14 protein-coding genes are annotated in these 18,212 nt (G+C 62.8%); 8 read left to right on the top strand and 6 right to left on the bottom strand.

What is annotated here, in order from left to right; genetic code table 11:
- Nucleotides 1–93 precede the first annotated feature (93 nt).
- A complete protein-coding gene (locus BT179_RS11060; RefSeq protein ID WP_072391391.1) occupies nt 94–765 on the bottom strand; it encodes a GntR family transcriptional regulator in 672 nt (223 codons plus the stop codon).
- Between the two features lie 131 nt (nt 766–896).
- Nucleotides 897–2,063 (bottom strand): MFS transporter, encoded by a 1,167-nt coding sequence (locus tag BT179_RS11055; RefSeq protein ID WP_072431043.1) that lies wholly within the window; start codon nt 2,061–2,063, stop codon nt 897–899.
- A gap of 145 nt (nt 2,064–2,208) precedes the next feature.
- On the opposite strand from BT179_RS11055, the gene BT179_RS11050 reads away from it, so the two are divergent.
- Complete coding sequence (locus BT179_RS11050; protein ID WP_072431042.1) at nt 2,209–3,600, top strand: aminotransferase-like domain-containing protein; 1,392 nt, start codon at nt 2,209–2,211, stop codon at nt 3,598–3,600.
- Nucleotides 3,601–3,840: 240 nt separating this feature from the next.
- The gene (locus BT179_RS11045; protein ID WP_072431041.1) at nt 3,841–5,970 is read left to right on the top strand and encodes a TonB-dependent siderophore receptor; all 2,130 of its coding nucleotides are present in this window, start codon (nt 3,841–3,843) and stop codon (nt 5,968–5,970) included.
- Nucleotides 5,971–6,022: 52 nt separating this feature from the next.
- On the opposite strand, the gene BT179_RS11040 is transcribed toward BT179_RS11045, so the two are convergent.
- Together BT179_RS11040 and BT179_RS11035 are read right to left on the bottom strand one after the other, a co-directional pair.
- Nucleotides 6,023–6,757, bottom strand: a complete 735-nt coding sequence (locus BT179_RS11040) for an SDR family NAD(P)-dependent oxidoreductase (protein WP_072391403.1) — start codon at nt 6,755–6,757, stop codon at nt 6,023–6,025.
- 220 nt (nt 6,758–6,977) lie between these two features.
- Nucleotides 6,978–7,184, bottom strand: a complete 207-nt coding sequence (locus BT179_RS11035) for a tautomerase family protein (RefSeq protein ID WP_072391406.1) — start codon at nt 7,182–7,184, stop codon at nt 6,978–6,980.
- A gap of 126 nt (nt 7,185–7,310) precedes the next feature.
- Between BT179_RS11035 and BT179_RS11030 the strand changes: the two genes are divergently transcribed.
- The gene (locus BT179_RS11030; RefSeq protein WP_072431040.1) at nt 7,311–8,234 is read left to right on the top strand and encodes a LysR family transcriptional regulator; all 924 of its coding nucleotides are present in this window, start codon (nt 7,311–7,313) and stop codon (nt 8,232–8,234) included.
- Nucleotides 8,235–8,307: 73 nt separating this feature from the next.
- Here the strand turns inward: BT179_RS11030 and BT179_RS11025 are convergent, their stop codons facing one another.
- Together BT179_RS11025 and BT179_RS11020 are read right to left on the bottom strand one after the other, a co-directional pair.
- Nucleotides 8,308–8,742 carry a nuclear transport factor 2 family protein gene (locus BT179_RS11025; protein ID WP_072391413.1) on the bottom strand — a complete coding sequence of 145 codons (435 nt, stop codon included), beginning with the start codon at nt 8,740–8,742 and terminating at the stop codon, nt 8,308–8,310.
- Between the two features lie 199 nt (nt 8,743–8,941).
- Nucleotides 8,942–9,838 (bottom strand): LysR family transcriptional regulator, encoded by an 897-nt coding sequence (locus tag BT179_RS11020; protein WP_072391416.1) that lies wholly within the window; start codon nt 9,836–9,838, stop codon nt 8,942–8,944.
- Between the two features lie 107 nt (nt 9,839–9,945).
- On the opposite strand from BT179_RS11020, the gene BT179_RS11015 reads away from it, so the two are divergent.
- The 5 genes from BT179_RS11015 (at nt 9,946) to nahK (ending at nt 18,131) form a co-directional block, all read left to right on the top strand.
- On the top strand, nt 9,946–11,343 hold the full coding sequence (locus BT179_RS11015; RefSeq protein WP_072391419.1) for an MFS transporter: 1,398 nt from the start codon (nt 9,946–9,948) through the stop codon (nt 11,341–11,343).
- Nucleotides 11,340–12,614 carry a glucarate dehydratase family protein gene (locus BT179_RS11010; protein WP_072391422.1) on the top strand — a complete coding sequence of 425 codons (1,275 nt, stop codon included), beginning with the start codon at nt 11,340–11,342 and terminating at the stop codon, nt 12,612–12,614. The genes BT179_RS11015 and BT179_RS11010 overlap by 4 nt, the downstream gene beginning before the upstream one ends.
- Before the next feature lie 334 nt (nt 12,615–12,948).
- Nucleotides 12,949–14,133 carry a porin gene (locus tag BT179_RS11005; protein WP_072431039.1) on the top strand — a complete coding sequence of 395 codons (1,185 nt, stop codon included), beginning with the start codon at nt 12,949–12,951 and terminating at the stop codon, nt 14,131–14,133.
- A gap of 262 nt (nt 14,134–14,395) precedes the next feature.
- Entirely contained in the window at nt 14,396–15,559 is a 1,164-nt protein-coding gene (gene nosP, locus BT179_RS11000; RefSeq protein WP_072431038.1) for a nitric oxide-sensing protein NosP, read from the top strand.
- Nucleotides 15,489–18,131: a hybrid sensor histidine kinase/response regulator NahK/ErcS' gene (nahK, locus tag BT179_RS10995; protein WP_256343726.1), complete on the top strand. Its 2,643-nt coding sequence runs from the start codon at nt 15,489–15,491 to the stop codon at nt 18,129–18,131. Before nosP ends, nahK begins: the two co-directional genes overlap by 71 nt.
- Nucleotides 18,132–18,212: the final 81 nt, after the last annotated feature.

Raw genomic sequence — 18,212 nt, 5'->3', positions numbered from 1 at the left:
AGATGAGTGAACGCAAGCGTCGCCCGTGCCGGGGGCCGGCGGCTTGATGCTTTTATCCGCCGCCGATGACGAAATCGGCACAGCGCCGGTCCCTCAATGACTGGACGGCAGGAACTCGAAAAGGGTCTTGCAGACACCGGCGATGTGTTCGTCCAGCAGTTTCACGGCCCGCTCTACATCCCCGGCCCGGCAGGCGTCGACGATCTCCCGGTGTTCGTGGTCGGCGCGTTCCTTGCCGGCCGACAGGCTCATCTGCATGCGCAGGTAGCGCTCCAGCTTGTCGTGCACCGAGCGGATCAGGCTGACCATGAACGGCCGCTGCGCCGGCTCGTACAGGCAGGCATGCAATTGCCAGTTGAGTTCGGCCCAACGCCCCACGTCGTCTTCGCCGATGAATTCGCGACAGATGCCCTCGGCCCGAGCGAAGGTCTCTTCGGTCATGTTGGGAATCGCCAGGCGCAGCACCTTGTCTTCGAGCAGCATCCGCACCTCGAACATCTGTGCCAGTTCTGCCTCGGAAATGCGCGTCACCATTGCCCCGCGATTACGCTGGAACATCACCAGCCCTTCGGCCTCCAGTCGCTTGAGGGCTTCGCGCACGGGAATCTTGCTGACGTTGAACTGCCGGGCGATGTCGTCCTGGCGGATCGGTTCGTCCTCGGCGAAATGCCCGGCCACGATGGCATCGCGCAGGTGGCGGGTGATGATTTCCGAGGTGGAGGGAGTATTGCCCAGGTCGGGCAGGTTGAACTTGGATAAAGTCACGGCGGCGGTCGGATGGCTGAGATGGGGATATGGTATACGACTTTACCGAGACGGTCGTTGGGACTATCAGCCGTCAAGTCGACCCCACCGTGTGGCGCGGGAATCAATCCCCTCGCCACAGGGTTTCTGCGTTATCCATGGGAGAAACTGGCCACGCTGGCCTGCGTCCGAACGACGACCAGCCCGGTGACGCACGCTCCGACGCTCAACGCTATGCCAAACAGTATCAACGCCACATTGGCGCCGAAGCCATCCGCCAACAGCCCGGTCACCACGACCGGGATGCTGAAGCCAACATAGGCGAACAGGAAGAACCCCGCGGTGACCCGCGCCTTTTCCATGCCGGCCATGGCGGTGACGGCTGATAACCCGCCCAGGTACAGGAAACCGTAACAAGCACTGCTGGCACCCAATGCTCCCGCCAACACGGCGAGCAGGGAGCCGACGCTCGCGCCCCAGGCCAGCAACGCGTAGCTCGCAGGCAGGATCAACAGGCCCAGGCTCGTGGCCCTGGCCGGTTGCAGGCGGCGTACCCAGGGCTGGAAAAGCAGGCCGCAACTGATCACGGTGAACGTCGACAGGCCCGACCAGCGCTGCAGATCATGGGTTGCCAGCACCGACGGCAGGATGGCGATGACCAGGCCCGAGGTGGCCCAGGCCAGCAGCATGGAGAAGCTGTAGGGCAGGCTGCCGGCCGGGAACAGGGGCAGGCGTAGCATTGGCGCATGGCGGTTCCTTGCGGCAGGGTCCGGCAGTCGCCATACCACCACGATCGCCACGGTGGCCATGGCCAGCTGCAACCAGAAACTGCCGGGGACCACGCTGGGATATACCAACAGGAACAGGCTGGTCAGGGCGGCACCCAGGCCGAACCCAAGGGACGTACTGGCCGTGACCCGATTGGCGAAGGCGCGTGGGTCGCCATTCGCCAGCAGTTCGCTCATATAGGCGGTGGAAGTCGCCGAGGCCAATCCGGTACCCAGTCCCATCATCAGGCGCGCCAGTCCCAGGGCGATCAGGTTCGGCCAGAGCGAGGTCATCACGGTGGCCACCATCGACAGGCCCAGGGCGACCAGGATCAGCGGCTTGCGCCCGACCCGGTCGGGCAAGCCGCCAAGGGCGAGCAGGACCGGCAGCACCCCCAGCACATAACAGGAGAATGCCACCGCCGTGGCCCCGGCACCGTGGCCGGAGGCTTGCGCATAGGTGGTGTACAGCGGCGCCTGGAGGTTGACCGCCAGGGTGATCAGGCAAAGGCCGAAGGCCAGTCCCCATGAGTGTCGATCCGGTGTGTTCAAGCGTATGTCCTGATGGTCTGCACGTGTGAGGGACTATCAAGTCCGGGCCGCAGACGGACAAGGAACAGAACGGTGCCTTTTGTGTTTAACTGTTCCCTCGAATTATGGAAACACTTGAGCCACGAGACCGCCAAGGGCACGCGCCATGGACTTGAACATCGATCGCAATGCCGGGACCCCAGTGATCCGGCAACTGGTGACACACCTCGGGGAGTGGATACACGCCCAGCACATCCGTCCTGGCGCGCGGATGCCCTCCATTCGTTCCCTGGCCCGGGAAAACGGCGTGAGCCTGTCTTGCGTGATCAAGGCCTACGACCAGATGGTCGCCAGTGGGGTGCTGGAGTCCCGCCACGGCTCGGGATTCTTCGTGGCGCAACAGGCGGCCCGCGCCGCCGAGCCGGACACAGAGCCGGGGGATGGGCCGTGGTCGCTGTTCGACAACGCGTCGACGCAGCTCAAGCTCGGTTGCGGCTGGCTGCCCGACGCCTGGCGCGACGATACCGACCTGGGCCAGGCGATCCGCCAGGTGGTGCGCAGCGACAACCACGCATTGTTCAACTACAGCAGCCCGTTGGGCTCGCATCATCTGCGCCTGCAACTGCAAAAACGCCTGGGCCTGATCGACATTCACGTCGACCCGGCACAGATCATCACCACCCAAGGCGCCAGCCAGGGCCTCGACCTGTTGGTGCGAACCCTGCTCAAGCCCGGCGACCTGGTACTGGTGGAAAGTCCCGGCTACTACAACCTGTTCAATCTGCTGAAGTTGCAGGGGGTCAGGACCGTGGCGGTGCCGAGAACCGCCCAAGGCCCGGACATCGCCCGCCTGGAACAGCTTCTCGGCGAGCACAAACCCTCGTATTTCTTCATCAACAGCATGTACCAGAACCCCACCGGCACCAGCCTGGCGCCGAGCGTGGCCTATCGTCTGTTGCAACTGGCGACGGCCCATGACTTTCGCCTCATCGAAGACGACATCTACGCCGATTTCCAGAATGGCCCGACGTCCCGCCTGGCCTCCCTGGATGCACTGGACCGGGTGATTTACCTGGCGAGTTTTTCCAAGACCTTGTCCAGTTCGCTGCGCATCGGTTATGTGGTCGCCCAGCCCGACATCATCCGGCGTCTGGCCGAAGTCAAGATGATTACCGGCATCGGTTGCTCACTGCTGGCGGAAAACGTGGTAGCGACATTGCTGGCCAACGGTGCCTATCGCAAGCTGATCCAGCGCTTGCGCCAGCGTCTGAACAAGCAGATGGCAAGTACGCTGCGCCACCTGGACCCGGCCCACTGGGAAGTGTTTGCCGAGCCGATGGGGGGGATGTTCGTCTGGGCCAGGCCTCGGTACCTGACGGCACAACGGGTGCAGCAGATCGCCCGGCAATTGCAGATCCAGTTGTCCCTGGGTTCGACGTTCCTGCCCCAAGGGGAGGCGTGCGACTGGTTGCGGTTGAATGTGGCCCATACTCAGGATCATCGTGCGCAGGTGTTCTTCCAGCGGGTGGAGCAGGAATCGATTGTGGCGGGCCAGTAGAGCATGGGGAGACTGTTCTGGCGCCATCGCGAGCGAGCTCGCTCCCACGGAGCAGAGCCGGGGGGCACCGAAGATCCCTGTGGGAGCGAGCTTGCTCGCGATGACGGACTGACCGGTCACAAAAAAATATTTTCGCTAATGGGAATAGATATCAAACAGAAATGAGTTGCTGTATCGTTCGCGACACATTCTTGTCAGCCTCCCGATGCGGAGGCTTTTTTCCATTAGGATTGTGCATCGATGCGTCGGATTCTCGTTTCACTGTGTGTGCTCCAGGCTTATTCCGTTTCCACCTGGGCTGAACAGCCAGTCCCTGCCAAGCCGGCTTCCCTTGAGTTGCAAGCCACGGATATCGTCGGTAGCGCCGACTATGAATCGGCACAGGGACCGGTGAAGGGCTATCACGCCACCCGTTCGGCCAGTGCCACCCGTACCGACACCGCGATTCATGAAACGCCACAGTCCATTTCCGTGGTATCCCGCGACGTGGTCCAAGACCTCAGTGCCACGCGCCTGCAGGATGCCCTCGATTACGCCGGCGGCGTAGGCCGGGCCAACAACTTCGGTGGCCAGGGCCTGACCACGTTTACCGTGCGCGGCTTTACCACGGGGGAGTTCTACCGCAACGGTTTCCCCATCAACCGTGGCTACCCGAACATGCCCGACGCCAACACCATCGAGCGGCTGGAGGTCCTGCGTGGCCCGGCCACCATGCTTTACGGTCGTGGCGATCCGGGCGGTACCTTCAACGTGGTGTCCAAGCAGCCGTTGGCCGAGCGCACGGTGACCCTGGGCAGCCAGGTCAATGACCAGGGCATGCGTCGTGGCACCCTGGATGCCTCCGGACCGCTGGACGAAGAGGGCCGCCTGGCTTACCGGTTGAACGTGATCGGCGAGGGCGGCGATACCTTCCGCGATCACGTCGAGACCGAGCGCTATGGCATTGCGCCCGTGGTCACCTGGCAGGTCAACGACACCACGCGCCTGACCTTCGAAGGCGATTTCATGCGCAACAATGCGCCGCTGGACCGTGGCCTGACCCATTACGCCGGCCAGCGCGGCACTGCGTCGCGGGATACGTTTTTCGGCGAAAAGGACGCCGGCAAGCTGCACAACGACAACAACATGCTGCAGGTACGCTTCGAGCACATGCTCAACGACGACTGGACCCTCGCTGGCGGAACCCAGTGGCTCGACGGCACCTTGCAGGGCAACGCGGTGGAGGGCAACGGGATCGCTGCCGACGGGCGCACCCTGGGCCGCAACTTCAACTACCGCAAGCTGGAGTGGACCGATCGTGACACCCAGCTCAACCTCACCGGGCATTTCTCCACCGCAGGGTTCGAACACACACTGTTGACCGGTATCGAGTACGAAGACTACGACTATCAGTCCATCATCCAGCGTTCCTCCGGCGCCGCCGGTGCCTACCCGATCGACATCTTCGATCCGGTGTACGGCCAGCCACGCCCGGCGTTGACCCGCACGCCGACCAATGACCAGGAAAACCTCAAGACCCTGGGTGTATTCATCCAGGACCAGGTGGCGCTGACCGAGCGCTTGAAGGTGTTGGCCGGCGCGCGCATCGAGCGGTTCGAGCATCGGTACGAGAATTTCACCACCCGCAATGGGGATTGGGATGCCAGCCATAACGCGACCACTCCACGACTGGGCGTGATCTACGACCTGACCGACACCGTGGCGGTGTATGCCAATACCGCCCGTTCGTTCAAACCTAACACTGGCCGTAGCCGTGCAGGCGGTGGGTTCAAGCCGGAGGAGGGCAAGTCCTACGAAATGGGCGTCAAGTGGGAAGCGCTGGACCGCCAGTTGAGTGTCGATGCGGCGGTGTACCAGATCGAAAAGCGTAACGTACTGACCCCCGATCCCTTGGACCAGGACTTCAAAGTGGCGGCCGGCGAAGTGCGCAGCCGCGGTTTCGACTTGAATGTGGCGGGCAACCTGACACCACAATGGCGAATGATCGGTGGCTACGCCTATGTGGATGCCGAAGTGACCAAGGACACCAGCATCCCGTCCGGCACCCGCTTGCTCAACGTGCCCAGGAACTCCTTCAGCCTGTTGAACGTCTACGAGTTCCAGGACGGTGGCCTCAAGGGCCTAGGCCTTGGTGTCGGTGCCCGGTACGTCGACGAGCGGGCCGGCAATACCGCGGCCAGTACCTTTAGCATGGACAGCTACAGCGTCGTGGACCTGCTCGGTTTCTACAAGGTCAACGAGCGGATCCGCCTCAACCTGGATCTGAAGAACCTGTTTGATGCCGACTACGAAGAGGGAGCATTCGGTGGCGTCTACGCCTACCCGGGCGCTCCGCGGACCGTGCAGGCCGGCATCTCCTACACGCTCTGAATCCAGTGCGTCATGAAAACCCCGGAGGTCCTGCCTCCGGGGTTTTTCTTTATTACCACTTGCCCGTGCTCATGCCGCCGTCCACTGGCAGTATCGCGCCGGTGGTGAAGTCTGCGCTGGCCAGGTACAGCACGGCTTGGGCGATCTCTTCGATGGTGCCTACGCGTCCGGCCGGGGCCAGGCCGTTGAGGAACTCGCGGTGCGCCGGATCATGCATCGGTGTGTCGACGATCCCGGGGGCCACGGCGTTGACCTTGATGTTGTAGGGCGACAGCTCGAGGGCCAGGGCGCGGGTCATCTGGTTGACGCCGCCCTTGATCAGCACCGGCAACGCCGCCGGTACCTGGATGTTGGGCTGCAGGGCCACGGCGGCCGAGATGTTGATGATGAAACCTTGCTGGCGGCTGATCATATGGGCGGCCGCGGCCTGGCTGGCGAAGACGAGCCCTTTGAGGTTGGTGTCCAGCAACGCGTCCAGGTCCTGGGGGCTGTATTCGACAAAGGGCTTGGGCAGGAAGAAGCCGGCGTTGTTGACCAATCCGTCGACGGCGCCGAACGCCTCGATGGCTCTTTCGACCAGTGCCGTTGCGGTCGAAGGATCGGCGATATCGCCCACCACGCCGATGAAGGCGGCCGGATGACCGAGCAGGGCGGCGGCATTGTCCAGGCCGGCCCCGGAGCGCGCATTGCCCACCACGTTATAACCCCGGTCCAGGAATGCCTTGACCAGGCCCAGGCCGATCCCGCTGGACGCGCCGGTGACGATGACGGTTTTGTTGATGCTCATGATTGACTCCTGATCACATTGAATGGAACCGGGCGCCCGTGTGGGCGGTGGTTGTGGTCAGGGTATTGCTGCATCGATGCTTGATAAATATGGGTTCTGGTACTTGAGTTGATACCTCATGTAATGAGTGGCAAGGGCAACGCAAGCTCGTTCCCATGGATTTGTCAGACTGGCAGGCAGAAAAAAGCCCGGTCAATGGACCGGGCTCGGAAGGGATCTGTCATTCCTTGGGAAGACTTCGATAGTGGGTCGTCGTCATTCCCGCGTACCCCCAGTTATCCGTATCGACTTCCTCGATCACGATATGGGTCAGGTGTGGATCCTTGCCCAGTACGCGCTGAAGGGTATCGGTGATTTCGGCGATCACCTGGGCTTTTTGTTCGCGGGTAACGCCGTCTCGGGTAATTCGCACATTGACGAAAGGCATGTCGCACTCCTGCTGATCAAAAAGACGCAGGAGAAATTCCCACGTCAACGAACTCACTGTATTTATACGCCACAGGCTGATAAACAGGGCCTCGGCATATTCAGTTGATACGCGGTGTAATCAATCATGAAACGTCATTTCGAAGACCTGCAGTTGGGCAGCATAGAACTGTTTTGCCTGGCGGCAGAGGCGGGCAGTTTCACCGCTGCGGCGCAACTGGCAGGGGTAACCCCCGCGGCGGTGAGCCGTTCGGTCTTTCGCCTGGAAGAGCGCCTGGGCTCCCGGCTTTTCGTGCGTACCACCCGCAGCATCCGCCTGACCGAAGCCGGCAGGACCTACTTCGAGCAATGCCGCCAGGCGTTGACGCAACTGGTGGAGGCGCAGCAGGAAATGATGGGGGCGCAGTCGGTACCGTCCGGGCAACTGCGCATCAGCTTGCCCACCACGTATGGTCACCACCGCATCCTGCCATTATTGCCGACCTTTCGGGCGCTGTATCCGCAAGTCAGCGTGGACGTCCACTTGAGCAACCGCAACATCGATTTCGTGGCCGAAGGGTACGACCTGGCTATCCGGGTGCGGGCCCAGCCGGACTCCTCCATGATCGCCCGCCTGCTGGAAGATGCGAAGCTGGTGGTCATCGCTTCCCCGGACTATCTGCGTCGGGCCGGGACCCCACAGACCCTGGAAGACCTGGACGTTCACGAATGCATCCAGTTCGAATTGCCCAGCAGCGGTCGTCGCATCTCCTGGTTGTTCAATGTCGACGGCCGGGAGCGCGAAGTGTTCGGCCAGGGCGGCTACTGCTGTTCGGATGATGTGCTGGGTGGGGTCAGCCTGGCCAGGCATGGGGCAGGGTTGTTTCAGACGTATCGATTCATTGTAGAAAAGGAACTGGCGGATGGGAGCCTGGTGGAGGTGCTACAACCCTACAGTGGCCGATCCCGTCCGTTTACGTTGCTCTATCCTCACGGCCGGTATGTGCCGCAACGGGTGCGTGCTTTCGTGGACTTCCTGTTGACGTACCGGCAGCAGTGGGCCGAAGCCTGAAGCAAAAACCTGTGGCGAGGGGATAAATCCCCCCCGCCACAATGAAGCGATCAGGTTTGCGTTCGGTCAGCGATCAGAACCGGAATGCCTGACGACCGATCAACAACCACTTGCCGTCTTTCTGCTTCTGCCAGATCTGGAAGTTCTCGATTTCCGTTGGGACCACTTCGGTGCCCTTGAGCGCTTGGGCCGAAAAGTGGTTACGCACCAGGGCGGTGTCTCCCGACAGGATGATTTTCTGATTCTTCATTTCCAGGGTCTTGAACGCACTCTTGCCGGTTTCGATGTCGGCAATGAAGGCTTTCTTGTCCTGGATGTTGCCGCTGGAATGCCCATAGGTCAGGTTCTCGGCGGCCAGGGCCTGGAGTTGCGGGATGTCCTTGTGCAGCATGGCCTGGGTCAGGTGGTCGACGGCCTGGGCCACTTCCTGTTCGGCCGATGAGGTGGCTGCCGCTGCGTAGCCGCTGAACAGGCATAAGAAGCTGACGATCAATGTCGCTTTTTTCATGAAGATTTCCTTGTTGTTGTAGGTATCGGCAATGCACGAGCACTTTGCTTGAATTGTGCTCGTCGGTCATCGTACAACTTGCCGAAGGCTACGGGAATAGTCGTACAGCCGGGCCATCTGTGAAATCGGCGAGGTCTGGTCAGAGGACACCGGGGAGGGACAACGATACTGCGAGGGCCTTCCTGGGCTGGCGGCGCATTCACAGCCCCTCGCGAACCGCTCCCCGAATGCCGTCCAGCAACATGGTGAACGCCGGGTTGTCGTTGTCCTCTCTCCATACCAGGTGCAGTTCGCTCTGCACCCCTTCACCCAGGTCGATTTCACGGAATACGACATGCTTGAACACCACGCTGGTGGCGCAGCGCGGCACCAGCGCCAGGCCCATGCCGGCGTTGACCAGCGCCAGGATCGTCAGCGACGAGCCCAGCCACTGCACGAATTGCGGCGCGACCCGGGCCGAGCGGAGCATGCCGGTAAGCAGTTCGTTGAAGGGCGGGTAGGCGGTATGGGAGTACATGAGGAACGGTTGGCCGTCGAGATCCTGGACGCTCACGGAGTCGGCGCGGGCTAGCGGGTGGCCGGCAGGCACCGCCAGGACGAAGGGTTCGCGTACCAGGCACTCGGTGGCGTAGCCGGTCTCCAGTAGCGGGGAGCGGACGATGCCCAGGTCGATCCGCCGGGCCCGCAGGGCCTCATGCTGCTGGTAGGTATTCATTTCCGACAGGACAATCTTGACCTGGGGCTGTTTCAGTCGTGCCTCGGCAATGACCCTGGGCAGGAACTCATAGACGGCGCTGCCGACGAAGCTGATCGTCACCGAACCGATATCGCCCTGGGCGAACCGCCGGGCGGCCACGGCGGCCTGTTGCGCCTGCTCCAGGAGATTCTGCGCCTCGATGAAGAAAGCCCGGCCGGCGGCCGTGAGCGCGACGCTGCGGGTGCTGCGGGTGAACAGCTCGACCCCCAGGTGGTGCTCCAGCAACTGGATCTGCCGGCTCAAGGGCGGCTGGGTCATGTTCAGCCGTTCGGCGGCGCGACGGAAGTTGAGCTCGGTCGCCACGGTGGTGAAGCAGCGCAGTTGGGCCAGTTCAAACATTGATTCAATCCAGGTATCAATCAAGTGCCAAGTTAGATTAGACGGGAACAATACCAGCCGTCCATCATCGGGCCGTTCTCCACAAAAACAATGAATGGGAGGCTCCCTTGAACAACCTGTCGGACTCCACGCATGACAGCACCCTCGCGGTCGCTGCCGCCAAGGTCAAACGTCATGTCCTGCCCCTGGTGGTGGTGATGTTCATCGTCAACTACATCGACCGGGTCAACATCGGCTTCGTGCGCAGCCACCTGGAAACCGACCTGGGCATCGGCGCCGCTGCCTATGGCCTGGGCGCCGGGCTGTTCTTCGTCGGCTATGCGCTGTTCGAAGTGCCATCCAACATGCTGCTGCAACGTTACGGCGCCCGGGCCTGGCTGACCCGGATCATGTTCACCTGGGGCGCGGCGGCGATGGCCATGGCCTTCGTGCGCGGCGAAACCAGTTTCTATGTCTTGCGTTTCATCCTCGGCGCGGCGGAAGCAGGGTTCTTCCCCGGCATCATCTACTACTTCACCCAATGGCTGCCCGCCAACGAACGCGGCAAGGCCATGGCGATCTTCCTCAGCGGCTCGGCCATCGCCTCGGTGATTTCCGGACCGGTGTCCGGTGCCTTGCTGCACATCAGCGGCATGGGCCTGCATGGCTGGCAATGGATGTTCCTGATCGAAGGTTTCGCCTCCATCGCCCTGTGCGGGTTTGTCTGGTTCTGGTTGCAATCGCACCCCAGCCAGGCCAAGTGGCTGACCGCTGAAGAGAAGACCGTACTGATCGCCGCCATTGCCGAGGAGCAACGTGCCAGGGAAGCCGCCCAGGTCATCAAGCCGTCGGTGTTCAAGTTGCTCGCCGACCGCCAGATCGCGCTGTTCTGTTTCATCTACTTTTCCATCGCCCTGACCATCTACGGCGCCACCTTCTGGCTGCCGAGCATGATCAAGAAAATGGGCGGCCTGGGGGATTTCCAGGTGGGCCTGCTCAACTCCATCCCGTGGATCATTTCCATCGTGGCGATGTATGGCTTCGCCGCCTTGGCCAGCCGCTGGAAGTTCCAGCAGGCCTGGGTCGCGGTGACCCTGGTGATCGCTGCCTTCGGCATGTTCATGTCCACCACCGGTGGTCCGGTGTTCGCCTTCGTCGCGATCTGCTTCGCGGCCATCGGTTTCAAGGCGGCCTCGGCACTGTTCTGGCCCATCCCCCAGGGCTACCTGGACGCGCGCATCGCAGCGGCGGTGATCGCCCTCATCAACTCCATCGGCAACCTCGGCGGTTTCGTCGCGCCCACGGCCTTCGGCTTCCTGGAACAGACCACCGGTTCCATCGAAGGCGGCCTGTACGGGCTGGCCATCACCTCGCTCGTGGCGGCCGTGGTGATCTTTTTCGCCCGCACCGCGCCGCGTCGGGACAAGCCTGACTCGTTGTCCGGTCGGCCCGAAGCAGCGACCCACGCCGACTCATCGGAAAAATCACAAGCCCTGAACCCTGGCCCATCGGGAGCCGCTGTATGAAGATCAAACGCGTCACCGTCACACCCATCGCCTTCCGTGATCCGCCGCTGCTCAACGCCAGCGGCATCCACGAACCCTACGCGCTGCGCTCGATCATCGAAATCGAGAGCGACAACGGCTACATCGGCCTGGGAGAAAGTTACGGCGATGCGCCGGCTCTGGCGATCCAGCAACAGCTGCAAAGCCAGCTGATCGGCCTGGATCCGTTCAACCTCAATCAGCTGAGGGCCATTGTCCAGGCCACCGTGGCGGCCCACCGCCCGGCGAGCGTCGCGGGGGCGGAGCTGGCGCCGGGATCCCACGCCAGCAAGGCAGTGAGCAATGCCTATTCGGCCTTCGAGGTGGCGTGCCTGGATCTTCAGGCCCGTTACCTGAACGTACCGTTGGTGGACCTGCTGGGCGGGGCGATTCGCGATCAAGTGCCGTTCAGTGCCTACCTGTTCTTCAAGTATGCCGAGCACATCGATTCACCGTACCCGCCGGACAGCTGGGGTGAAGCCCTGGATGAACGGCAGATCGTCGCCCAGGCCCGGCGCATGATCCAGGACTACGGCTTCAAGAGCATCAAGCTCAAGGCCGGTGCCCTGGAGCCGGAGCATGAAGTGTCGTGCATCAAGGCGTTGAAGCAGGCGTTTCCCGGTTATCCCTTGCGCATCGACCCCAATGGCAACTGGTCGCTGGAGACTTCCATTCGCATGGCCGAGTTACTGGGCGATGACCTGCAATATTACGAAGACCCGACGCCAGGGCTGGCGGGGATGGCCGAACTGCACAGGCGCACGGGGCTGCCCCTGGCCACCAACATGGTGGTCACCGACTTCGACGAGCTGCGTCGCAGCATCGCCCAGGACAGCGTGCAGATCGTCCTGGCCGATCACCATTACTGGGGCGGGCTGCGCGACACCCAGGTGCTGGCGAAGATGTGCGCCACCTTCGGCCTTGGGGTGTCGATGCATTCGAATTCGCACCTGGGCATCAGCCTCATGGCCATGGCCCACGTGGCGGCAGCGGTGCCGAACCTGGACTACGCCTGCGACACCCATTACCCATGGCAGGAGCCGGACGAAGAAGTCATCCAGGGCGGCAAGCTGCCCATCGTCGATGGCTGCGTGAAAATTACCCGGGCGCCGGGGCTCGGGCTGGAGCTGGACCGAGACCAGTTGGGCCTGCTGCATGAACAGTACCTGCGTTGCGGCATTCGTCAGCGTGACGATGTGCGGCAGATGCAGCGCTACCGGCCGGACTGGAAAATCGTCAAGCCGAGGTTCTGAGGCGACGGCGGCGGGCCTGCCGCGCAGGCCAGCGAAAGCAGGCCCTTGTGGTGAGGGGATAAATCTCCTCACCACAAGGTCGGTGGTATTGAGCACCCACCTTATACCCTCCCAGGCCATCCAGTGGCCCACGCCCAAAGTACCGCGCCCGCCGACAACGCAGTCTTACGCCCAAACTGCCGCGCCCGTCAGCCTCGCCGTCTTACATCCAAAATGCCGCGCCAGCCCGGCGCTTCCAAAGCACTCGCCAATTGCCCCCAAGGCAGCGTATGGCGGGGCCTGCAGCCTTTCGATAATCGCCTCCGACATCCTGTCCCCTGTTGCGGAGCGCGCCATGCACAACAATAACAATACCCGCCACCGTTTTTTGCCTGCGGTGATCGCCGGCCTTTCGACCCTCGGCCTGACGCCGTGGGCCCAGGCTGAAATCATGCTGTACGACAAGGACCAGACCACTTTTTCCACCGACGGCTATATCAATGCTTTCTACGTCAACAGCGACGTGGATCGTGCCGGCGAGCAATTCGACCGTCGTCAGTCGCGGGTCAAGATGGGGTTCTTGCCCAACTACCTGGGCTTCAACATGGGCAAGCAGGTCGATGACCTCAAGCTAGGCGCCCGCGCATCGTTCTGGGTGACCATCAACGACAGCGAAACCAACGGCACCGACACCGCCATCGACGTGCGCCAGTTCTACGGCACCGTGGCCAACCCGGAGTGGGGCGAGGTATTGATCGGCAAGGACTTCGGCCTGTTCGCCCGTTCCAACATCCTGCTGGACGAGCTGTTGGCCGGCTACGGCCAGGTCAGCGATACCCTGGGCCTGGTGGACGGTGGTGGCGTGTCGTTCGGCAACATCGGCAGCGGCTATCCCTATCCGTTCCCCACCTCGCAGATCACCTATCGCACGCCGGTGGTGGACGGACTGCGCATGGCGGTGGGGATCATGGACCCGGTGGACACCAACGACAACAGCGCCACCGGCAAGGCCTACCAGGAAAACCCACGCACCGAGAGCGAGATCACCTACCAGTTCGACCTCGCCGGAGCCAAGATCTACAGCTGGCTCAACGGCAGCTACCAGACCTCGGACAACACCGATACCACCGTCGAGTCCGTGACTTCCAAGGGGGTGGGCTATGGCGTGCAGGCCAAGATGGGCGGGCTGTCGCTCACCGGCTCCGGATTCCAGGCCAAGGGCATCAACCCGTTCTTCACCAACAACGCGGGCGAAGCCACGTTGCGCAATGTCGACAGCAAGGGCTACCTGCTGCAGGGCTCGTACAAGCTGGGCAAGAATCGCCTGGCGCTGTCCTATGGCAAGACCGATGACGACGGCAACGGGGTGGTGGGCAGCGGCGCCGATTACGAAACCCGTGGCATCGCCTTGTTCCACGACATCAACGACAACCTCAAGCTCGTGGCCGAGTACAACCAGTTCGAAATCAATGGCCACGACACCAGCGCCCAGAACGAGGACACCGATACCTTTGCGGTGGGCGCTGTGTTGACCTGGTGACACCGATTCGCCGGGCGAAAAGCACACCCCGCGGGGCTGTACGATGCGCCTGAGACACTGAGGTCATGATCGCTCCCACGCGGAGCGTGGGAGCGATCAGTCATCGAGCCAGTTTCGTGGCGGTCCCACCGTGCGCATCGCGGTCGGGACCGCCACCGTTCTCCTCCCATGGAAGCGTGCACCCGCTACCCAAGTAGCATTCGTCGCCCTGGCGCGGCTTCGTACACTCAAGACTCCTATCACGCACCCGTCGGAGGCGAAGATGCCACAGGCCCGGAACGAAGGCGTGGTCAGCGCAATGTCCCAGGCAACGGACGTCCAGCAAGTGGCCCAGGAGCTGGCGCGGCAGTTGCTGCATCCCTATCTGGGGTTCGTACTGTTCTTCTGTTCAGCCGAATACGATCTGCCGGCCCTCGGCCAGGCGCTTTCGCGCAGTTTCGGTGGCATTCGCCTGGTGGGGTGCACCAGCGCCGGGGAGATCACGTCCCTGGGCTACGGGCGCAACTGCGTGACAGCGGTGGGCTTCGACCACCGGCACTTTTCCATCGCCGCCGAGTTGATCGGTGAAATGGAGCATTTCAGCCTGATCGACGCCCAGCAGATGGTCGAACGACTGGCTGGCGGTTGTCGCAGCAATGCCCTGGCGCCGATCAAGGGCCACAGCTTCGCGCTGACCTTGCTCGATGGCCTGTCGAGCCGCGAGGAAATGGTGCTGGCGGCGTTGAGTGCCGCCCTGGGAGACATCCCGCATTTCGGCGGCTCGGCCGGAGACGACAATTACCTCACCCACACCCACGTGTACTTCGAAGGCCAGTTCCACAGCGGCGCCGCCGTGGTGGTGCTGGTCAACACCTGGCTGGAGTTCGAAGTGTTCACCACCCATCACATCCTGCCCCGCCAGGAGAAACTGGTGGTGACCGGCGCCGACAGCGCTTCCCGGCGGGTCTATGAGCTCAACGCCGAACCCGCCGCCGAGGAATACGCCCGGCACATCGGCGTGCCGGTCGGCGACCTCGATTACCGGGTGTTCGCCGCCCATCCGCTGGCGGTGCGCATCAACGACCAGTACTACGTGCGCGCCATCCAGCAGGTGCATCCGGACCTGAGCCTGAGTTTTTACTGCGCGGTGGAGAACGGCATCGTCCTGACGGCCATGACCCCGGGGCCTCTGCTGGACAACCTGCAAGACCTGTTCGACGGCCTTAAGTCGCGCCTCGGCGACCTCTTGCTGACCATCGGCTGCGATTGCTTCCTCCGGCGCCTGGAGCTGGAGGATCGTGGCGGCCTGGAGCCGATCGGGCAGTTCCTGCGTGAACAACGGGTGATGGGCTTCAACACCTATGGAGAACAGTTCAATGGCATGCATATCAACCAGACCTTCACCGGAGTTGCCATTGCCCGACATCGCGTCCCCGGCCATCGCTGAGCTGCAGGCGCAGCTCGCCAAGCTGCAGCACGAAAACCGCAAGTTGCGGCGTATCAACGATGCCCTGATCGAGCGCGTGGAGTCCGGTGTGACCCGAGGCAGCGACCCGTATGCGGCGTTCCAGCATTCGGTGGTCCTGGCCGAGCAGGTTCGCGAACGCACCGACGCCCTGAACCAGGCCATGGCCGAGCTCAAGGCCGGTAATCACTTGCTGGGCGAGGCAAGGTTGCGCGCGGAGATGGCCCACCGGCACCTGATCGACGCCATCGAGAGCATTTCCGATGCCTTCGTGCTGTTCGACGAACAGCAGCGCATCGTCCTGTTCAACAGCCGCTTCAAGGCGTTCTGGGCCCACAGCCGGGTGAGGATCATCGCCGGGATGCGTCTTGGCGAGGTCAAGCGCCTGATGACCGCCAACGGCCTGTTCAGCGAGGAAACCCGCGGGCAGGATGACGAGCATGTGCTCTACCGGCTGCAGAACGGGCGCTGGTTGCAGGTCAGCGAACGGCCGACCCAGGAAGGCGGGCGGGTGATACTGTTCACCGATATCACCGACGTCAAGCTCAGCGAAACCGTGCGTCGCGAACAGGCCGTGGCGCAGAAGTCCCATCTGTTGCAGCGGGCGGTGGACAACCTGTCCCAGGGCGTGGCGATGGTCAACGCCCAAGGCGTGCTGGAACTGTGGAACCGGCGTTTCCTGGAACTCAGCGGCCTGGCCCCGGTAGCCGCCCACAGGCCGTTCAACGAGGTGATCGCCGACAGCGAACTGCAACTGCTGACCCCCGCCAGCCGCGACGGCAACGGTCGGTTGATCCACGAGTGCGAGCAACGCCTGTCCGATGGCCGGGTCCTGGAGATCCGTACCCATCCGCTGCCCACCGGCGGCTACGTCAATACCTTCACCGACATCACCGAGCGTTACCAGCATGCCGAGGCGCTGAGTGAAAGCGAGCGCTGGATCCGTCTGATCACCGACCATGTCCCGGCATTGATCGCCTACCTCAATGCCGACCTGGTCTATGAGTTCACCAACAAGGTCTACGAGCAATGGTACTGCTGGCCCCGGGGCGTGATGCTCGGCCAGAGCCTGCGCGAGGCCCACAGCGAGCAGCATTACCAGCGCCTGGAGGCCTATGTGGTCCGGGCCTTGGCGGGGGAGAGCGTAACGTTCGAATTCGCCGAGACCAACATCAACAACCAGGAGCGCTACATGCTGCGCTCCTACGTGCCGAACCGGTTGGCCAACGGCGAAGTGGTGGGGATCTTCGTGCTGATCCGCGACATCACCGAGCGGCGGCGCACCGCCGAGGCGCTGCACCAGGCCTACCAGAACCTGGAGCAACGGGTGCAGGAGCGCACCGCCGAACTGACCACCCTCAATGACCAACTGTTGCGAGAAATCGACGAGCGCAGTCGGGTGGAGGTGCGCTTGCGCGAGGCCAAGCGCGAAGCCGAGCAGGCCAACCTGTCGAAAACCAAATTCCTCGCGGCGGTCAGCCACGATTTGCTGCAGCCCCTCAATGCCGCGCGATTGTTCACCAGCGCCTTGCTCGAACGCCGCGAGCCGGTGGCGAACGCGCAGTTGGTGCGCAACGTCAGCAATTCCCTGCAGGACGTGGAAAACCTGCTGGGCACCCTGGTGGATATCTCCAAGCTGGACGCCGGGGTGATCAAGGCGGATGTCGCCCCGTTCGCCCTCAGCGAGCTGCTCGACAACCTCGCCGCCGAATACGCCCAGGTGGCCCGTAGCGAAGGGCTGGGGCTGCGCTTCGTACCGTGTTCGGTCCTGGTGCGCAGCGACATGCAGTTGCTCGCGCGGATCCTGCGCAACCTGTTGAGCAATGCCATCCGCTATACCCCCAGCGGCCGGGTGGTGCTGGGGTGCCGACGGCATCGACGGCAGGTCTCGATCCAGGTCTGGGACAGCGGCATCGGCATCGCCGAGGAACGCCTGGAGGAAATCTTCCAGGAGTTCAAGCGCGGCGATGTGCAGCGCCCGGACCAGGACCGCGGCCTGGGCCTGGGGCTGGCGATCGTCGAAAAGATCGCCGGTATCCTCGGGCACCGGATCCAGGTGCGTTCGTGGCCGGGCAAGGGCTCGATGTTCTCCATCGACGTGCCTCTGAGCGCCACCGCGCCCACGCCGCAGCCCTGCCTGGACATGAGCGAACCCATGCTCGAACGCTTGCGCGGCGCGCGGATCTGGGTGCTGGACAACGACGCGGCCATTTGCGCCGGCATGCGCACGCTATTGCAAGGATGGGGGTGCCAGGTGGTGACCGCGCTGTCGGAGCAGGACCTGGCGGGCCAGGTGGACTGCGCCCACGCCGAGGTGGACCTGTTGATCGCCGACTATCACCTGGACAACGATCAGAACGGCGTCGACGCGGTGGCCCGTATCAACGCTCAACGGGCTTCGGCGATCCCGGCCATGTTAATCACCGCCAACTACAGCAACGAGCTCAAGCAGCAGATCCGTGAGCGCGGCCACACCTTGATGCACAAGCCGGTGCGGCCGATGAAGCTCAAGACGGCGATGAGTCATTTGTTGGGCCAGCCCCGCAACCATTGAGCCGAACGCTGTTGCGGCGAGGGGATTGTTCCCCCCGGGTCTGCCTGGCAGACCCCGGTTGTCAGTTTTCAGGGCCGCTTC

The organism is Pseudomonas sp. NFACC43, assembly GCF_900119645.1.
GTDB lineage: Bacteria > Pseudomonadota > Gammaproteobacteria > Pseudomonadales > Pseudomonadaceae > Aquipseudomonas.
This window is presented reverse-complemented; position numbering and strand designations above follow the sequence as displayed.

Coding starts and splice junctions, on each gene's coding strand:
- BT179_RS11050 (WP_072431042.1), top strand. CDS start 2,209: ATGGACTTGAACATCGATCGCAATGCCGGGACCCCAGTGATCCGGCAA.
- BT179_RS11045 (WP_072431041.1), top strand. CDS start 3,841: ATGCGTCGGATTCTCGTTTCACTGTGTGTGCTCCAGGCTTATTCCGTT.
- BT179_RS11040 (WP_072391403.1), bottom strand. CDS start 6,757: ATGAGCATCAACAAAACCGTCATCGTCACCGGCGCGTCCAGCGGGATC.
- BT179_RS11035 (WP_072391406.1), bottom strand. CDS start 7,184: ATGCCTTTCGTCAATGTGCGAATTACCCGAGACGGCGTTACCCGCGAA.
- BT179_RS11030 (WP_072431040.1), top strand. CDS start 7,311: ATGAAACGTCATTTCGAAGACCTGCAGTTGGGCAGCATAGAACTGTTT.
- BT179_RS11025 (WP_072391413.1), bottom strand. CDS start 8,742: ATGAAAAAAGCGACATTGATCGTCAGCTTCTTATGCCTGTTCAGCGGC.
- BT179_RS11020 (WP_072391416.1), bottom strand. CDS start 9,838: ATGTTTGAACTGGCCCAACTGCGCTGCTTCACCACCGTGGCGACCGAG.
- BT179_RS11010 (WP_072391422.1), top strand. CDS start 11,340: ATGAAGATCAAACGCGTCACCGTCACACCCATCGCCTTCCGTGATCCG.
- BT179_RS11005 (WP_072431039.1), top strand. CDS start 12,949: ATGCACAACAATAACAATACCCGCCACCGTTTTTTGCCTGCGGTGATC.
- nosP (WP_072431038.1), top strand. CDS start 14,396: ATGCCACAGGCCCGGAACGAAGGCGTGGTCAGCGCAATGTCCCAGGCA.
- nahK (WP_256343726.1), top strand. CDS start 15,489: ATGGCATGCATATCAACCAGACCTTCACCGGAGTTGCCATTGCCCGAC.